This window comes from Mesorhizobium sp. EU05-FHT14A09, assembly GCF_058790995.1.
Genome location: NZ_JBYTDF010000008.1, coordinates 70012 through 85967, shown reverse-complemented (window position 1 = coordinate 85967; position 15956 = coordinate 70012). Strand labels below are relative to the sequence as shown.

Sequence of the window (15956 nt, the reverse complement as noted above, 5' to 3'; positions counted from 1 at the left end):
GCAGTCGAGACCTGGCCAGCCCGGTTTCAGGCGGTATAGACTTCCCGGCCTTCGAAGAAGGTCTTCAGCACCTTCGTGCCGGCAATGGCGCGCGGCTCCACGGCGTAGAGATCGCGGTCGAGCACGATGAAGTCCGCCGACAGCCCGGGCGCCAATCGACCGGTCCTGTCGCCAAGGCCCATCCCCTGTGCGCCGTTGCGCGTCATCAACGGCAATGCCTGGTCGAGCGTGATCGCCTCGTGCGGCGAATGTACCCCTTGCAACCGACCCGACGGATCCGCGCGGGTGAGCAGTCCCGCCAGCGATTGCCATGGATTCAGCTCAGGGAAGACTGTCATCCAGTCGGACCCGACCGCCATCGTCACGCCGGCCTCCAGCATGGTGCGGATCGGCCAGACCGTGGCGTAGCGCTCCTTGCCGACAACGCGTTCATGCGCGAGGCTGGCATGGTTGACGAACCACATCGGCGGATTGAGGTCGGCGATGACGCGCAGACGTTTCATGCGCGGGATGTCGTCGTGCGGGATGTACTGGCCATGGGCGATGTGGTGCCATGGGCCATTGTCGCCGTTCTCGGCGCGGACCCTTTCGACCGCATCGAGAACCCGGCAGATGGCGGCATCGCCGACGGCGTGGACCTTCACGCCGATGCCTTGCCGGTCATGCGCGGCGATCTCGGCGAAGAGCTCATCCGGCGACAGATACATTTCGCCATGCTCGTTCGTGCCGGGATAGGCCGCGATCATGGCAGCGGTCTTCAAGGACGGCACGCCGTCGAGGAATATCTTGGCATTACCGGCCACCATATGCGCGCCGCAGGCCGCTTCATGGCGGCTCAGGAACTCCTCCGCCTCCTTCGACCAGGTCGAACAGGTACGGCTGGCGGACAGATGGAATCCAGCCCAGGTCGAAAGCTCGCCAGCATCATCGAGAGCGCGGAAAGCCGCGACCATTTCCGGCGTCGACTGCGCATCGGAGAAGCCGGTGACGCCGACCGAGTTGAAATAGGCAACGGCCGCGCGTGCTACATCGACGATCTCGCCATCACCCAAAGCCGGAACGGCGCCATCGACGATCCACATCGCGCTTTCTTCGAGCAGGCCCGTCGCCTCACCGTCAACGCGCACGATGCGTCCGCCGGCTGGATCCGCAGTGGAGGCATCGATACCCGCCGCGGCAAGTGCCGCGTCGTTCGCGAAGGCGCCATGCAGGCTGCCGTGGGTAAGCAGCACCGGGCGGCCGCCGCTCGCTTCATTGAGGAGCCGCTTTGCCTCGGTACCGAGCTTCTCGATATCGGCCAGTGCAGCCGCGCCGTAGGCGCTGCCGGTGAGCCAGGCGCCCTCCGGCTTGCCTTGAGCCGCCTTGCGCACATGCGCCAGAACGCTCTCGAAATCATCGCCGGCGTCTATGGCGAAGGAGCGCAGCCGTGTCGTCATGCCGGAAATGACATGCATGTGGAAATCAACGATACCGGGCATGACGAAACGTCCGCCGAGATCGACCACCGTCGTGTCGGCACTGGCGAGGTTCCGCAGCTCGGCCGTTGCGCCGATGGCAACAATGCGACCGGAGGCATCGGTCGCGATTGCCTCGGCCGTCGGGCGCGCCGGATCCATGGTCCGAACCGCACCGTTGATGAAAAGCGTCTTGATGTTCATGTGCTCTGGCCGATCGATCAAGCAGCTGCCTTGGCGTTGGCCCATGCAAGCGTCTGGTCGAGCGCTTCCCGGAACGTGTCGACGATGATGTCGATGTCCTTCGGTGTCACGATCAGGGGCGGCGAGAATGACATGGTCTCGCCGAGATTGCGGGTGATGAGGCCGCGCTCCAGCGCAAAGCGCGAACAGGCGGCAGCTGCCCCGACCGACGCGTCAAATGGCGCCTTCGTGATCTTGTCGCTGACCAACTCGACACCTGCCATCAGCCCGATGCCGCGCACCTCGCCGACGATCGGATGATCCTTCAGCTCGGCAAGCCGCTTCTGAAAATAGGCGCCGGTCTCGCGTGCGTTGCGGGTGGTGTCGAGTTCTTCGTAACGGTTGAGCGACGCAAGCGCGGCCGCCGCGCAGACCGGATGACCGCCATAGGTGTAGCCATGGCCGAAGACGCCGACCTTGTCGGACTGCTCGCGCATCGCATCAACGATCTTCTCCGACACGATGACGGCCGAGATCGGCAGATAGGCGGACGACAGCGCCTTGGCGCAGGTGATCATATCCGGTCTGTAACCGACCGCTTCCGCGCCCCAGTAGGCACCGGTGCGACCGAAACCGCAGATGACCTCGTCGGAAACCGTGAGCACCTCGTATCTGTCGAGCACCGCCTGGATGGCTTCGAAGTAACCTTCTGGCGGCATGACAACGCCACCGGTGCCCATCACCGGTTCGGCGAAGAAGCCGCCGACGGTTTCCGGGCCCTCGGCAAGGATGAGCTGTTCGAGCTCATCGGCCAGTCGCTGGACGAAATCGGCCTCGCTCTCGCCGGGCCGGCCCTCACGGTAAAAATGCGGGCAGGTCACGTGCAGGAAGCGGTCGATCGGCAGGTCGAACTCGCGATGGATGTTCGGCAGGAAGGTGAGACTGCCGGAGGCAATGCCGGTGCCGTGATAGGCACGTTTGCGGGCGATGATCTTCTTCTTCTCTGGCCGGCCGAGCGCGTTCCAGTAGTACCAGATCAGCTTGACGGCCGTATCGTTCGCTTCCGAACCCGAGCATTGGAAAACGACACGCGACATGCCGGGCGAATTCTGGATCAGCTTCTCGGCGAGATCGATCGACGGATTGTTGGAGCGGTGCGCGAACATATGGAAGTAGGGCAGTTCGTCGATCTGCGCCTTCACCGCCTCCTTGATCGAGGTGTCGGAATAACCCAGCGCCACGCACCACAGGCCCGACATGGCGTCCAGATAACGGTTGCCGCTGTCGTCATAGATATAGGCGCCCTCGCCGCGCGTGATGACCAGCGGACCATCCTGCTCATGCTGGCGGATGTTTGTCTGCGGGTGGATTTGATAGCGGATGTCGCGGGCGGCGGCGGAATTGGCGAGCTGGGTCATAACGGTCTCCTGAAGCAGGCTCCGAACCGAAGGTCAGCGGAGCGAGAAGTTGCATGCGGCAAACAACGCCAATTCAGCTGGCGTCGGCAGCGCCGTTGCCGACATTCTGGAGGAAGCGGTCCACGCCATTCTTCCAGCCATTGTCGGCAAGCACACGTTCGATGGCAGCGAGTTCGATGCGGATCCCTGAATCGAGGTCTGTCCGCGAGCCAAGGTCGACGGACTGCTTGGTCAGTGCGATCGAGAGCGGAGGCGCCTCGGCGATCTTGAGCGCGGTCACCATGCCCTCTTCCGAGAGCTTTGAAGGCTCGACAAGTCGGGCAACCATGCCGAGCGCATACGCTTCCTCGGCCGGCATCTCGCGACCGGTGTAAAGCAGCTCCTTGGCGCGTGATACGCCAACGACGCGTTGCAGCCGCTGCGTGGCGCCGACCGTTCCCCAATGCGCTTCCGGAAAACGGAAGCTGGCATCGTTCGCGGCGACGATAAAATCGCAGCTCATGGCGATCTCGCCGCCCGAACCGACGGTTGGTCCCTGGACCAGTGCGATCACCGGCCGGGTACAGCGCTCGATCATCGAATAGGCTTCGAAGGATGCGAGCCGGCGTTGACGGATCCAGGCCGCATCGCGCCCCTTGCGCTCCTTGAGATCGGCACCGGCGCAGAACACGGGCCCTTCGCCCTCAATGAGCACGACGCGGATATCGTGATCGCGGTCGATCGCCCTGAAAACCTCGGTCAGCCCGTGGCACATCGGCAGGTTGAGCGCGTTTCGCGCCTCGGACCGTGAAAGAACGACGCGAGCGACGGCTCCTTCGCGATTGATCTTGACCGGTCCCGACATCAGATCACTCCTTCGCCACGCAATCTGTCTATTTCCTCGGCCTGCAGGCCGAGCATCTCGCCGAGCACACCTTCGGTGTCGGCGCCGAGAACCGGCGGCACGCCGATCGAAATCTCGTCGTAGCCGGACAGCCTGACCGGTGTGCGCAACGCGCCGATCCGGCCAGCTTTGGGATGTTCGAAAGCGGCGACCATACCGCGCGCGCCGACATGCGGGTCGGCAAGGATCTCGGCGACGCTGTTGACCTCGCCCGCCGGCACGTTGACAGCACGCAATGCTTCGGCAAGCTCGTCGCGTCCACGTCCCGCGATTACCGCCATCATCGCCGCCATCACCCGCTCGCGCTGGATGACGCGTTCGGAGTTGCGGTCCAGCGCACGATCCGATGCAAGCTCATCCAGGCCGAGTACCGCGCAGATCGCCGCCCAATGCTGGTCAGAACCCGAGATGTGCAGCCAACGCCCGTCCCCACATTCGAAAGCCGCGGACGGAACGCGACCTGGATGCTCGGTGCCGGTGCGTTTGGGATCCTCAGCGAGCAGGAACCAGCGCGCTGCGGCAATGGTCAGCATCGAGACCTGCACATCGAGCATCGACAGGTCGACATGGGTACCGCGTCCCGATTGCGCCCGTCCGGCTATGCCCGCCAGAACCGAGATGGCGATCCAGAGGCCGGATGACAGGTCGGCAAAAGGCACCCCGACCTTGGCGGGTGCCCCATCCGGATGACCAGTCAACGCCATGACGCCCGACAGCGCCTGGAAGATGGTGTCGTAGCCATTGCGGTCGCTGTAGGGACCGCTCTGGCCAAAGCCCGTGCACGAGACGTAGACGAGCTTGGGGTTGTCGGCCGAAAGTTGTTCATAGCCGAGCCCGAAGCGCGCCATTTCTCCCGGCAGGAAGTTCTCGACGACAACATCCGCCCTCTGTGCGAGCGAGCGGGCGATCGCCTGGCCATCTGGCGACTTGAGGTTGAGCGTCACCGATTTCTTGCCGCGGTTGAAGGCGAAGAAATAGCCGCTGTCGCCGCTGGCCACGCGCGGCTCGAACGAGCGCGTCTCGTCGCCGCTGCCCGGCCGCTCGATCTTGATCACCTCGGCGCCAAGTTCGGCCAGGATCTGCGTTGCCATCGGCCCCGCGAGCACGCGGCTGAAATCCAGGATGCGGATGCCGTCGAGCGGTTTCACTTGCCCGTCCTCCGGAAGCCGCGCATCAGCGCGTTGACGTCACGTCCGGCAGCCATCGCGGCATCGTAAGGCAGGTCGGCAACGCGGTAGAACAGCGCCTTGGCGGCGGCCATCGCCATCGGGTTGGCCTTTGACCACTGGTCCGCGATCTCGAGCGCGGTATCGATCGCGGCGTCCACCGCGACGACGCGGTTGGCAAGACCAAGCGCCTGCGCTTCCTCGGCGCCGATCAACCGGCCGAGGCTCACCATCTCGAAGGCGGCCTTGCGCCCCAACTGGCGCTGCAGTCCGGTCATGACCAAGGCCGGCACGATATCGTGCTTGAGTTCAGGATAGCCGAATTTGAGGTCGGCTCCGGCCACCATCATATCGCAGCCGATCGCCAGTCCAGCGCCGCCACCGACCGCGGCACCTTGAACCGCCGACACGACAGGCTTCTTCATTTCCTGCAGCCTGGATTGCAGGCGGCAGGTCAGATCGGCACGGGCAAGCACACGATGCTGCTGGTCCGGCGTCAGATCCTTGAATTCGGACAGATCGGCGCCGGCGCAGAAACCCTTGCCCTCGCCGGCAAGCACGACCGCACGGATTGCATCGTCGCCATCCGCCGCATTCAACGCATCGAGCAGGCCCTGAGTCAGCTCCGTGTTGAGCGCATTGAGCTTGTCGGGCCGGTTCATGCGGATGATCCGCACGGCACCCCTATCCTCGACAATGACGCATCCTGGCATATCGGTCCTCTCACGCATTCTCGTGGGCCTCGGCGAACGATGTCGCGAACCCCGCCCGCGCCACCTTGCTGTCGAGCTGGCGCCCAAGCACCTCCTCGCAGAGATGCGAGGCAACCATCACCTTGTCGAGATCGAGTCCGGTGGAGACGCCTTCCATCTCGAACAGATTGACCAGATCTTCCGTGGCGACATTGCCTGCGCGACCCGAGCCGTAACGGATCTTCGTCGGATGCCCGCCGACGCCGCCGAAGGATGAATCGAAGTGGCGACAGCCGGCTTCGTAGGCCGCAACGCAGTTGGAGATGCCGATGCCGCGCGTATCATGAAAATGACCGACACAGATCACATCCGGAGCCGCCTGGTTCAGCAGACGGAAGAGCTGCGCGACCTTGGTCGGCGTGGCAAGCCCGGTGGTGTCGCCGATCGTAACGATCCGGACGCCATGCCTGGCGAAGCGCAGCACGTCCTCGACGACGCGCTCCGGTGGGACCTCGCCCTCGAACGGACAGCCGAGGGCGACCGAGATGACACCGACGAGCCGGAATCGCTTGCCTGCGGCATCCACCATCTCGGCAATGCGCTCCCACTGGCCCTCGCGCGATGTTCCGAGATTGCGCTGCGTATGGGCTTCGGTCGCGGAGGCGAGCAGGCTCACCTCGTTGGCGCCATGCCCGGCGGCGAGATCGGCCACTGCCCGCTCCACGCCGGTGAGGTTCGGCGTCGTCGCCTTGTAGTAGACGCCAGGACGCCGCCTGATGCCGGCGAGTACGTCTCCCGCATCGCCAAAGGCCGGCACCTTGCCGGGATGCGAATAGCTTGTCGCCTCGATGCGCGGGAAACCTGCCGCGGTGAAGGCGTCGATCAACGCGATCTTGTCGACGGTAGCGACAAAATCAGGCTCGTGCTGCAGGCCGTCGCGCGCGAAGCATTCGCAGATGACGACACCGGCGCTCATTTGCGATCCTCCCGGCCGCGCAGCACATGCGAGCCGACCAGCAGGATTATCGAAAGCCCGATCAGCAGCGAGGAAATCGCCGCAACGGTCGGATCGATCTGGTCGCGAATGTTGGCGAACATCAGCCGGGTCAGCGTCGCGTTCTCTCCGCCGGAGATGAACAACGCGATGACGACTTCGTCGAAGGAGGTGACGAAGGCGAAAAGCGCGCCCGACATCACCGAAAGACGGATCTGCGGCAGCGTAACGGTGAGAAATGCCCAGGGACGGGATGCGCCAAGGCTTTGGGCGACACGCTCCTGGTTCATGTCGTAGCTGGCAAGGCCGCTCAGCACCGCGATGACGACAAAAGGTAACGCCAACACGGTGTGCGCCATGACCAGGCCGGTGGTCGTGCCGTTCAGGCCGATCTTGGCGTAGACGAAGTAGCAGCCGATGGCGATGAGGATCAGCGGCACCAGCATAGGCAGCATGAACACACCACGCGCCAGCGACGAGGCAGCGCCATAGGCCCTCGAGATTCCGTAAGCGGCAAGCGTGCCGAAAGTCGTCGCGAAGACCGTTGTCAGCAGCGCGGCGCGCAGCGAAACGAAAGTGGCGGCGCGCCATTCGGGCGATCCCAGATAGGCCTGGTACCATTGCAGGCTCCAGCTCCGGGGTGGGAACTCAAGATATTTGCTGCCCGAGAAGGACATCGGGATGACGATCAGGCAGGGAATGATCAGGAAGGCGAAGACCAGCGCCACCAGCATGTAGAGCCAAAGCCTCTGGAAATGCGTGATCTGGGTCTCGGTTGCGGGACGGTTCAGCATCAGCGTACGCCCTCGAAACCGTCGACCCTGAAGAGCCGTTTGAAGACGTAGAGGATGATGGCGGTGACCACGAGAAGCACGACGCCGAGCGCGCTCGCGGCGCCCCAGTTGCCGTAGACGGAGATGTTGTTGGCGATCTGCATCGCCCACATCGCGACGCGCCCGCCGCCAAGCAATGCCGGCGTGACGAAGAAGCCGAGGCAGAGCACGAAGACGAGCGCAACACCGGCGGCAAGCCCGGGCAGCGACATCGGCAGGAAAACCTGGCGGAATGCCTGCGAAGGGGTGGCGCCGCAATTGGCGGCAGCGCGCATGTAGACCGGGTCGATCGCCCGCATCGAGGCATAGAGCGGCAGGATCAGGAATGGCAGCATGACATGCACCATGCCGATCACGGTGCCCAGCATGTTGTGCACCAACGGCAGCGGGGTGGAGATCAGGCCGGCATCGATCAGCCACATATTGACCAGTCCGGTGCGCTGCAGCAGCACGAGCCAGGCGTAGGTGCGCACCAGCACCGAAGTCCAGAACGGCAGCACCACGAAGATCATCAGCAACCCGGCGGTACGCTCGGAAAGCTGCGACAGCAGGTAGGCGACAGGATAGCCGAGCAGGACGCAGACGAGCGTCACCAGACCCGCCACCTCGAAGGTGGATATGAAGGTGCGCACATAGATCGGCTTCAGCATGCGCGTGTAGTTTTCCAGCGTCGGCTCCCCGGAAGGCCCGAAGAAGGAAAGCCAAAACAACCAGCCGATCGGCAGGATCAGGACAAGGAAGATCAGGATCGCGCCCGGCAGCGTCAGCGACGCAAGCGCGCGGCGTTCGCGGCTGCCCTGTCGCTTCAAGACATCGGCGTTGTGGTCGGCATCGGCGATGCCCGGATGATTGAGCACCATCGTCATGATCTGTCCGCCACCAGGATCGTGTGTTCGCGGTCTAGCCACAGCTGGATCGGCTGCCCGCGTTCCGGCAGGTCCCTGCCGCCGAGGTCCGGTCCGCGACGCAGGTCGATCTCGATGCCGTCAGGCATGCGAACCGTGATCAGATAGCTGTCGCCCTGGTAGATGATGTCGGTCGCCTCAGCCTCGATCCGGTTCGCGGTCTCGGTTTCGTCACCCTTCCAGCGCAGCCGCTCGGGGCGGATGACGAGCCAGGGTCTGTCGCTGCTCTTCCAGTCGTCGCGCGTCCTCAGCGGACGGCCATAGAGCAGCGCGCCGGAAGCATTCGTTTCGACTGGCAGGAAGCGGGTCTCGCCAATGAAATCCGCCACGAACTTGTTCTTCGGCCGGTCGTAGATCTCGTCGGGCGTTCCGAGCTGCACGATCTTGCCGCCGTTCACAACTGCGATGCGGTCCGAAAGCGTCAATGCCTCGCGCTGATCATGCGTGACATAGACCGTGGTCGTTCCCAACCGGTCGTGCAGCCGCTTCAGTTCGAGCTGCATATGTTCGCGCAGCTTCTTGTCGAGCGCCGAAAGCGGCTCGTCCATCAACAGGATCGCCGGTTCGAAGACGATGGCGCGCGCCAGTGCGACGCGCTGGCGCTGGCCGCCAGAAAGCGCGTTGACGCCACGGTCGGCGAGATGCGCCATCTGGACCAGGCCAAGGGCTTCCTCGACACGACGATCGAGATCGGCGCCGGAGACGCCGCGCAGGCGTAGCGGATAGCCGACATTGCGGCGCACGCTCATATGGGGAAACAGCGCGTAGTTCTGGAAGACCATGCCCAGGTTGCGCTTGTGCGGCGGCAGCAGCAGGAATTCAGCGCCGTCGATGGTGATCGAGCCGGAATCCGGGCGCACGAAGCCGGCAAGCACATTCAGAAGTGTGGTCTTGCCGGATCCCGACGGTCCGAGCAGGGTCAAAAACTCGCCCGGCGCAATATCAAGCGACACGTCATCGAGTGCGAGAAAGCTGCCATAGGCTTTCTTGATGTTTCGGATTTCGACCCTGCCGGGCATCGCAGCCTCCTTGTAAACGGTCGGCATTCGCTACGCGCTCAAGCGTGAAAGCAGCCAGGACGCATCTTGCGACCGACAACGGTACGCGTCGAGCGCTTCAGTCGGGCTCAGCGAGCGGAAACGCTCCAAGGTCGTCGGCAACATCATCGACAATCCACCGATACAAAGACGTGTCAGAGATAGCTGCACCAACCTGCACGTCGAACAGACGTGCGGTACACGGTGCAACGTCGAGGTCTGGGTGGAAGGTGGACGCCACGATCCACCTTCCGAATTCCAGGAATGCGAGACCTACTGGACGATGAGGTTCTTGAAGTCTTCCTGGACGCTCTGGATGTTCTCGGACCACCAGGTCGGCTGCATGGTGACCTGCTTTGCCGCGTTTTCCGGCGAGGCGTTCGATTGCACGAGTATGTCGGCCGAGAACTGGGTTGCCTCGAAGGCTTTCTTGTTCGACGGCCCGTAGTAACCCATCATCGTCGGGATGCGCGCCTGCATCTCGGGCGAGACGATATTGGCAACGAGCTTCTGCGCGGCTGCCACGTTCTTGGAGCCCTTCAGGATGGCGACGCAACCAAAACCGATGACGCCGTCCTGATAGGTGAATTTGACTGGTGCGCCGTCAGCGATGACGCCGGCGATACGGCTGCCCCAGATGGCTTCCATGTCGACTTCACCATCCTTGAGAAGCTGCGCCGACTGCGCACCCGAGGTCCACCACACCGACACGTTCGGCTTGATCTTCTCGAGCGCCGCCAGCGACCGCTTGGTATCGAGCGGATAGACCTTGTCGCGTTCAACGCCGTCGCCGAGCAGCGCGATCTCCATCATCTCCTGCGGATAGACGCTGAGTGCGCGGCGGCCGGGGAACTTCTCGACATTCCAGAAGTCCTTCCAGTCCTTTGGCGGATTGTCGCCGTATTTGTCGGTGCGCCAGGCGAGAACGACCGAATAGGTGTTCGTGGCGATCCAGTTCTTGGCGCGGACGCCTTCCGGGATACCGTCACCATTGACGACCGAATAATCGATCGGTTCGAACAGCCCCTCGGCCGCGCCGATGGCGCAGTCTTCGGCACCAAGATGCGCGACATCCCAGCCCGGCGCACCGGATTGCACCTGCACACGGACGGCAGCGATGCCGTCATGCGATTCCGTGCGAAGCTCGGCGCCGATCTTTTCCGCCGATGGCTTGAACAGCGTTGCGGTGAGGTCGTCCTGAACCTTGCCGCCGAGCCCTGCAAGGGTCAGCGTATCCGCGGCCATGGCGGTGGTCGATAAAACGGCCCAGGCCGCTGCTGTGATAAGTCCGCGTTTGACAGACTTGTGCATCTTCATCTCTCCCATTGATGATACACAATTGACGTTGATCGGCGGTCACTTCTTTCTGTTTTAAGGCTCAGGCCGCCGCGTCCTTGAGCCCCAGTTCACTGATGAACTTCGTCTGGAAGAAGGCCTCGAGGCCTTCCACTCCACCTTCGCTGCCATAGCCGCTTTCCTTGACGCCACCGAACGGCGTCTCCGGCGCGGCAATGCCGAAGTGATTGATTGAAACCATGCCGGACTCCAACTGTTCACCGAGCAGCGTCGACGTGCGCTCGGAGCGGGTGAAGGCAAAGGCGGCAAGGCCATAGGGAAGGCTGTTCGAACGCGCGATTGCATCGTCGAGCCTGGAGAACGACGCGATCGGCGCGAGCGGGCCGAACGGCTCGTCGACCATCAGACGCGCGTCATCAGGCGTGTCGACCAGGACGGTCGGCGCGAAGAAATTGCCCTGGTTGCCGATGCGCTTGCCGCCGGCAAGCACCTTGGCGCCGCGGCTCTCGGCGTCTGCAACGAAAGCTTGCATGGCGTCGAGGCGCCGGGAATTGGCCAGCGGCCCCATCTGCACGCCCGCCTCCGTGCCCGGACCGATCTTCAGGCTTTCCGAGCCGGCGACGAAGGCGTCCACGAAGCGCTTGTAGTGCCGCTCATGCACATAATAGCGGGACGGCGCGGCACAGACCTGCCCGGCGTTGCGGTACTTCAGGAACAGACCGAGCTTCACCGCTTCCTCCGGGTCCGCGTCTTCGCAGACGATGAACGGCGAGTGCCCGCCAAGCTCCAGCGTCGCGCGCTTGACGTGAGCGGCCGCCAGTTGGCCCAGATGCTTGCCGACCGGAATGGAGCCGGTGAACGAGATCTTGCGGATCTGCGGAGCGGGAATGAGATACTCGGAGATCTCGGCCGGCACCCCGAAGACGAGATTGACGACGCCGGCCGGAATGCCAGCATCCTCGAAGCAGCGAACCAGTTCTATCGGAGAGAACGGCGTCTCTTCGGGGCACTTGATGATGATCGTGCATCCAGCCGCTACAGCGCCAGCGATTTTGCGGACCGCCTGGCTGACGGGGAAATTCCATGGCGAGAAACCGGCGACGGGGCCGACCGGCTCCTTGATCACGATCTGCCGCACACCGGGCGCACGCGCCGGGATAAGCCGGCCATAGGCACGGCGCCCTTCTTCGGCATACCAGTCGATATGATCGGCTGAACCGATGGTTTCGCCAAGTGCCTCGGCAAGCGGCTTGCCCTGCTCCCGCGTCATCAGCGCGGCAATATCCGACGCACGCTCTCGCAACAGGTTGGCCGCCTTGCGCAGCAGTTTCGAACGATCATAAGGCGAAACCAGCCGCCATTCGAGAAAGGCGCGTCGGGCTGCCGACAGCGCCCGATCGAGATCGGCCGAAGCAGCATGCGTAACCAAAGCGAAGGCTTCGCCGGTTGCCGGGTCGATGACCTTGCCGGATCGCCCACCACTTCCCTCACACCACGCGCCATCAATGAACAGCTTCGCCAAGTCCATACGGTCGTATTCCTCAATTCCAATTTAGTTGATTTCGTAAACTATATAGTTCACATCGTCAACCATATTGGGTGAAAATATCTCAACCGCGCCGCATATTTTGCAGGGCATCGATCAAACCGATGATTCGATTGGAAATTTGGAGAAGCCGCAGAGACCGGCGACCAGCGCGTGGCTCCAAGGCCCGAGCCGATTCAAGACGAGATTAAGCACAAAACAGGACTTCGAAGCGCTTCCAGGGGCTCGCTTGAAGCGGAGCCGCCGGCATCACTCGTCTTCGCCGAGATCGCCGCCAGCGGCAACGACTTCGCGGCGAAGCTGGTCGTAATAGGTGATCGAACTCTTGAAGACGGCCTGCAGCGATTTCTGAAGCTGCAGCCGCTCGTCTGATGACAGGTTCGAAAGCATCATCTCGTTACGGTGTTCGGAATCGGCGAGGATCTTCGCCACGATCTCCCTGCCCTCACCGGTGAGGCGCAGCAGAATGCTGCGCCCATCCTCGGGATTTTCCGAGCGGCTGATCAGACCACGATCGATGAGGCCGGACACGACACGGCTCATCTGGCTTTTCAGAAGACCGCTGTGGTTGGCCAGAAGCTGCAGCGGCGCTTCCTTCAGATAGTCGAGCACGGCAAGGGCGCGCCATTCCCGAACCGTAAGCTTGTAGCGCGGGCTGATCGACAGGAAGGCGATGCGGCTCGAGAGCGATGCGAGGCGCTGCAGCTGGAAGGAAAACAGATCGCGCGCGTCATGCGCGTCGATCAGATGCGCCATATTGTCGGCGTCGTCGACGCCGTTGTCCGGTCCATTCATTCCCTCGTCCCCTGCAGGCGCCCGTCCGCATTCGCCCAAAACGGGAAGCACATTTTCACCTCAACCCGAAACGTCATCGGAAATCCACTCCTTTGTCACGTTACGCGCAACATGATTTGGTTGACAAAGTGAACTATATGGTTCATTTCGACAACCAATCTATCATCTCGAATACTTCGGGTTTTGCCGTGCAACGCGGTGAATTGCAGACTTTCCAGGGAGGATGAAATGACCAACAGCAACAAACTGCACAATCCGGCGACCATCGCACCGCCAGCGCGCAACCTTTATGCGCATGCTGTCGAAGTGCCTGCCGCCAGCCGGCATCTCTATGTCGCCGGGCAGGTCGGCGTAAGGCCGGACGGCACCGTGCCGGAAAGCCTCGAAGAGCAGACCGAGCAGATGATGGAGAACATCCGCGCCATCCTCGCTTCCGCGGGCATGACCTTCGCCGACATCGTCAAGTTCAATGCCTATTGCATGTCGGCTGAAGACATCATCACCTATGCCGGCATCCGCAACCGCCTCTTTGCGGGCGTACAGACCGCAACGACAGCCGTGGTGGTGACAGGCCTGGCCAACCCGGCCTGGAAAGTCGAAGCGGATCTCGTCGCGGCACGACAGGACTGATATTTCATGTTCTACCGTCCATCCGAAGGTCACGGCCTGCCTCATGATCCGTTCAAGGCGATCGTGTCGCCACGGCCGATCGGCTGGATTTCGACCCGCAGCAGTTCGGGCGCGACCAACCTCGCGCCCTATTCCTTCTTCAATGCGCTTTCCGTCGATCCGTATCTTGTCTGGTTCTCTGCCGACGCCGAGAAGGACAGCGTCGTCTTCGCGCGGGAAACAGGCGAGTTCGCCGTCAATCTGGTAGGCGAAAAACTCGCTCGCCAGATGAACGCAACTTCTGTCGACGCGCCGCGCGGCATCAGCGAGTTCGGCTATGCCGAACTGGAAGCCGCCAACTCAAGGCTCATCGCCGCTCCACATGTCGCCGGCGCCCCCGCCGTGCTCGAATGCCGGTTGACTGAGATCATGGAACCCAAGGGCCTGGATGGTCGCTGGGCCGGCGTCTTCGTGGTCATGGGCGAGGTCGTCGGCATCCATATAGACGATGCCATGCTGACGGACGGGCTCTTCGATCAGACGAAAGCCGGCAATGTCGCCCGGCTCGGCTATATGGATTATCTCGCAACCACCAAGACGTTCCAGATGCGCCGCCCGCGCTGGACGGATGAGGATGCAGTCCGGCCATGAGCTGAGGGCTGCTCGCGCATCACCCCTTCTGCGAAACAGTGCCTGCAAGCGAACGCCTTGCGGCCGCACGGCGCAAACCGGCGAACATCGGTTTGCGTTGATAGGCCGGCGTCAGCCATCGCTCGACCTGCTGCAGCAGGAAGATCAACATCATGTTGATGACCAGGTAGATGAGCGCCACCATGCAGAACACTTCGATGACCGCGAAGGTCTGGCTCATCAGATCCTTGGCGACCCCGGTCAGTTCCATCACCGTGATCGTGCAGGCAAGCGAGGTCGACTTCAAGGTTACGACGATCTCATTGCTGTAGGCCGGGAGCGCCCGCCGTATGGCGATCGGCATCGTCACCAGCAGGAACGTCTTGAACCGTGAAAGGCCGAGCGCACGGGCTGCTTCGATCGCCCCCTCGGGCACGGCTGCCAGACCACCGCGCATCACTTCCGCCGTATAGGCGCCCGCGCAGACGCTCATCGCGATCACCGCGCAGGCAAACGGATCCTTGAGCACGATCCAGACCGGGCTGGCTCGCAGCCAGGCAAACTGGCTGAGACCGTAGTAAAGAACGAATATCTGCACGAGCAGCGGTATGGAACGGAAGGCCAGCACATAGGCCGATGCAACGCCCCTGAGGGCTCGATAAGGCGAGCGCCTCGCCCAGGTGGCCAGGCCAGCAAAGATCAAGCCCAGCGGCAGGGTGACGGCTGCAAGCGCCAGGGTTACCCAGATCGCCCCGGCAAGTTCTCCTGCAACATGAAAAGCTGTCTCGATATCCATGGTCAGGCCCAGCGCATTCTGGTTTCGAGAATGTGGAATGCCCGCGAGGAAATCGCCACCAGCACGAGATAGACGAGCGCCGCCACGCCATAGAAGACGAAGGGCTGCCCAGTCGTGCGTCCCGCGATCCCGACAACCCGCATCAGTTCGGCAAGCGAGATCACCGAAAGCAATGTCGTTTCCTTGATCGCCATGATCCAGACATTGCCGAGACCCGGCAGCGCCAGCCGGAACATCTGCGGGATGATGACGGTCCAGAGCCCGGCGAAAGGACGCAGTCCCAGCGCCGTATAGGCTTCGAACTGCCCGATCGGGATCGCGGCATGGGCGCCGCGAAACACCTCCGAGCTGTAGGCAGCCGACACGAACGCCACGGCCATCACGCCAACGGTGAAGGCATCCACTTCAATATAGCCGGCATAGCCGAAACCGCGCGCCACCCACATCAACGCGCCATTTGTGCCGAAGAAGAGCAGGAAGATCACCAGCAGCGGCGGCACGCCGCGCAGCAGCGTCGTATAAAGCGTCGCTATCGCGGCAAGCCACCTGTTGTGCCCCAGCTTCGCAAACGCCACGCCAAGCCCGAGGATCACACCCAGGACATAGCCGATGCATGCGCATGCCATTGTCACGCCGAGGCCGGTCAGCAACGGCTTTGTCCAGCCGTCGCCGCCCCAGGCGAACAGGTCAACGACGGAACTGCTCGAGCCCATACAGGG

At 62.7% G+C, this 15956-nt stretch carries 16 protein-coding genes; 2 read left to right on the top strand and 14 right to left on the bottom strand.

Annotation, left to right across the window (positions count from 1 at the left end):
• Positions 1-26 precede the first annotated feature (26 nt).
• From AC3WTO_RS23395 to AC3WTO_RS23340, 12 genes are all read right to left on the bottom strand, one after another.
• Complete coding sequence (locus AC3WTO_RS23395; RefSeq protein ID WP_492463395.1) at positions 27-1658, bottom strand: amidohydrolase; 1632 nt, start codon at positions 1656-1658, stop codon at positions 27-29.
• A gap of 17 nt (positions 1659-1675) precedes the next feature.
• A complete protein-coding gene (locus tag AC3WTO_RS23390; RefSeq protein ID WP_492463396.1) occupies positions 1676-3055 on the bottom strand; it encodes an aminotransferase in 1380 nt (459 codons plus the stop codon).
• Positions 3056-3128: 73 nt separating this feature from the next.
• Positions 3129-3899 (bottom strand): enoyl-CoA hydratase/isomerase family protein, encoded by a 771-nt coding sequence (locus AC3WTO_RS23385; RefSeq protein WP_492463397.1) that lies wholly within the window; start codon positions 3897-3899, stop codon positions 3129-3131.
• On the bottom strand, positions 3899-5086 hold the full coding sequence (locus AC3WTO_RS23380; protein WP_492463398.1) for a CaiB/BaiF CoA transferase family protein: 1188 nt from the start codon (positions 5084-5086) through the stop codon (positions 3899-3901). The genes AC3WTO_RS23385 and AC3WTO_RS23380 overlap by 1 nt, the downstream gene beginning before the upstream one ends.
• Positions 5083-5817 (bottom strand): enoyl-CoA hydratase/isomerase family protein, encoded by a 735-nt coding sequence (locus tag AC3WTO_RS23375; protein ID WP_492463399.1) that lies wholly within the window; start codon positions 5815-5817, stop codon positions 5083-5085. Before AC3WTO_RS23375 ends, AC3WTO_RS23380 begins: the two co-directional genes overlap by 4 nt.
• A gap of 10 nt (positions 5818-5827) precedes the next feature.
• A complete protein-coding gene (locus tag AC3WTO_RS23370; protein ID WP_492463400.1) occupies positions 5828-6772 on the bottom strand; it encodes a hydroxymethylglutaryl-CoA lyase in 945 nt (314 codons plus the stop codon).
• Complete coding sequence (locus tag AC3WTO_RS23365; protein ID WP_492463401.1) at positions 6769-7584, bottom strand: ABC transporter permease; 816 nt, start codon at positions 7582-7584, stop codon at positions 6769-6771. The genes AC3WTO_RS23370 and AC3WTO_RS23365 overlap by 4 nt, the downstream gene beginning before the upstream one ends.
• Positions 7584-8489 carry an ABC transporter permease gene (locus tag AC3WTO_RS23360; protein ID WP_492463402.1) on the bottom strand — a complete coding sequence of 302 codons (906 nt, stop codon included), beginning with the start codon at positions 8487-8489 and terminating at the stop codon, positions 7584-7586. The genes AC3WTO_RS23365 and AC3WTO_RS23360 overlap by 1 nt, the downstream gene beginning before the upstream one ends.
• On the bottom strand, positions 8486-9547 hold the full coding sequence (locus tag AC3WTO_RS23355; protein WP_492463403.1) for an ABC transporter ATP-binding protein: 1062 nt from the start codon (positions 9545-9547) through the stop codon (positions 8486-8488). The genes AC3WTO_RS23360 and AC3WTO_RS23355 overlap by 4 nt, the downstream gene beginning before the upstream one ends.
• 291 nt (positions 9548-9838) lie before the next feature.
• A complete protein-coding gene (locus AC3WTO_RS23350; RefSeq protein WP_492463404.1) occupies positions 9839-10876 on the bottom strand; it encodes an ABC transporter substrate-binding protein in 1038 nt (345 codons plus the stop codon).
• A gap of 67 nt (positions 10877-10943) precedes the next feature.
• Complete coding sequence (locus AC3WTO_RS23345) at positions 10944-12389, bottom strand: NAD-dependent succinate-semialdehyde dehydrogenase (RefSeq protein ID WP_492463405.1); 1446 nt, start codon at positions 12387-12389, stop codon at positions 10944-10946.
• Between the two features lie 267 nt (positions 12390-12656).
• Positions 12657-13202 (bottom strand): MarR family winged helix-turn-helix transcriptional regulator, encoded by a 546-nt coding sequence (locus AC3WTO_RS23340; RefSeq protein ID WP_492463406.1) that lies wholly within the window; start codon positions 13200-13202, stop codon positions 12657-12659.
• A 228-nt stretch (positions 13203-13430) separates the two neighbouring features.
• Between AC3WTO_RS23340 and AC3WTO_RS23335 the strand changes: the two genes are divergently transcribed.
• Both AC3WTO_RS23335 and AC3WTO_RS23330 read left to right on the top strand, forming a co-directional pair.
• Positions 13431-13832, top strand: coding sequence for a RidA family protein (locus tag AC3WTO_RS23335; RefSeq protein WP_492463407.1), 402 nt, complete (start codon positions 13431-13433; stop codon positions 13830-13832).
• 6 nt (positions 13833-13838) lie between these two features.
• The gene (locus tag AC3WTO_RS23330) at positions 13839-14462 is read left to right on the top strand and encodes a flavin reductase family protein (RefSeq protein WP_492463408.1); all 624 of its coding nucleotides are present in this window, start codon (positions 13839-13841) and stop codon (positions 14460-14462) included.
• Between the two features lie 19 nt (positions 14463-14481).
• Here the strand turns inward: AC3WTO_RS23330 and AC3WTO_RS23325 are convergent, their stop codons facing one another.
• Both AC3WTO_RS23325 and AC3WTO_RS23320 read right to left on the bottom strand, forming a co-directional pair.
• Positions 14482-15237, bottom strand: a complete 756-nt coding sequence (locus AC3WTO_RS23325; protein ID WP_492463409.1) for an ABC transporter permease — start codon at positions 15235-15237, stop codon at positions 14482-14484.
• 2 nt (positions 15238-15239) lie between these two features.
• Positions 15240-15950: an ABC transporter permease gene (locus AC3WTO_RS23320; protein ID WP_492463410.1), complete on the bottom strand. Its 711-nt coding sequence runs from the start codon at positions 15948-15950 to the stop codon at positions 15240-15242.
• Between the last annotated feature and the right edge of the window lie 6 nt (positions 15951-15956).

Bases quoted from the DNA above. Each gene is read 5' to 3' on its own strand.
- AC3WTO_RS23395 (WP_492463395.1), bottom strand. From the start codon at position 1,658: ATGAACATCAAGACGCTTTTCATCAACGGTGCGGTTCGGACCATGGAT.
- AC3WTO_RS23390 (WP_492463396.1), bottom strand. From the start codon at position 3,055: ATGACCCAGCTCGCCAATTCCGCCGCCGCCCGCGACATCCGCTATCAA.
- AC3WTO_RS23385 (WP_492463397.1), bottom strand. From the start codon at position 3,899: ATGTCGGGACCGGTCAAGATCAATCGCGAAGGAGCCGTCGCTCGCGTC.
- AC3WTO_RS23375 (WP_492463399.1), bottom strand. From the start codon at position 5,817: ATGCCAGGATGCGTCATTGTCGAGGATAGGGGTGCCGTGCGGATCATC.
- AC3WTO_RS23370 (WP_492463400.1), bottom strand. From the start codon at position 6,772: ATGAGCGCCGGTGTCGTCATCTGCGAATGCTTCGCGCGCGACGGCCTG.
- AC3WTO_RS23365 (WP_492463401.1), bottom strand. From the start codon at position 7,584: ATGCTGAACCGTCCCGCAACCGAGACCCAGATCACGCATTTCCAGAGG.
- AC3WTO_RS23360 (WP_492463402.1), bottom strand. From the start codon at position 8,489: ATGACGATGGTGCTCAATCATCCGGGCATCGCCGATGCCGACCACAAC.
- AC3WTO_RS23355 (WP_492463403.1), bottom strand. From the start codon at position 9,547: ATGCCCGGCAGGGTCGAAATCCGAAACATCAAGAAAGCCTATGGCAGC.
- AC3WTO_RS23350 (WP_492463404.1), bottom strand. From the start codon at position 10,876: ATGCACAAGTCTGTCAAACGCGGACTTATCACAGCAGCGGCCTGGGCC.
- AC3WTO_RS23345 (WP_492463405.1), bottom strand. From the start codon at position 12,389: ATGGACTTGGCGAAGCTGTTCATTGATGGCGCGTGGTGTGAGGGAAGT.
- AC3WTO_RS23340 (WP_492463406.1), bottom strand. From the start codon at position 13,202: ATGAATGGACCGGACAACGGCGTCGACGACGCCGACAATATGGCGCAT.
- AC3WTO_RS23335 (WP_492463407.1), top strand. From the start codon at position 13,431: ATGACCAACAGCAACAAACTGCACAATCCGGCGACCATCGCACCGCCA.
- AC3WTO_RS23330 (WP_492463408.1), top strand. From the start codon at position 13,839: ATGTTCTACCGTCCATCCGAAGGTCACGGCCTGCCTCATGATCCGTTC.
- AC3WTO_RS23325 (WP_492463409.1), bottom strand. From the start codon at position 15,237: ATGGATATCGAGACAGCTTTTCATGTTGCAGGAGAACTTGCCGGGGCG.
- AC3WTO_RS23320 (WP_492463410.1), bottom strand. From the start codon at position 15,950: ATGGGCTCGAGCAGTTCCGTCGTTGACCTGTTCGCCTGGGGCGGCGAC.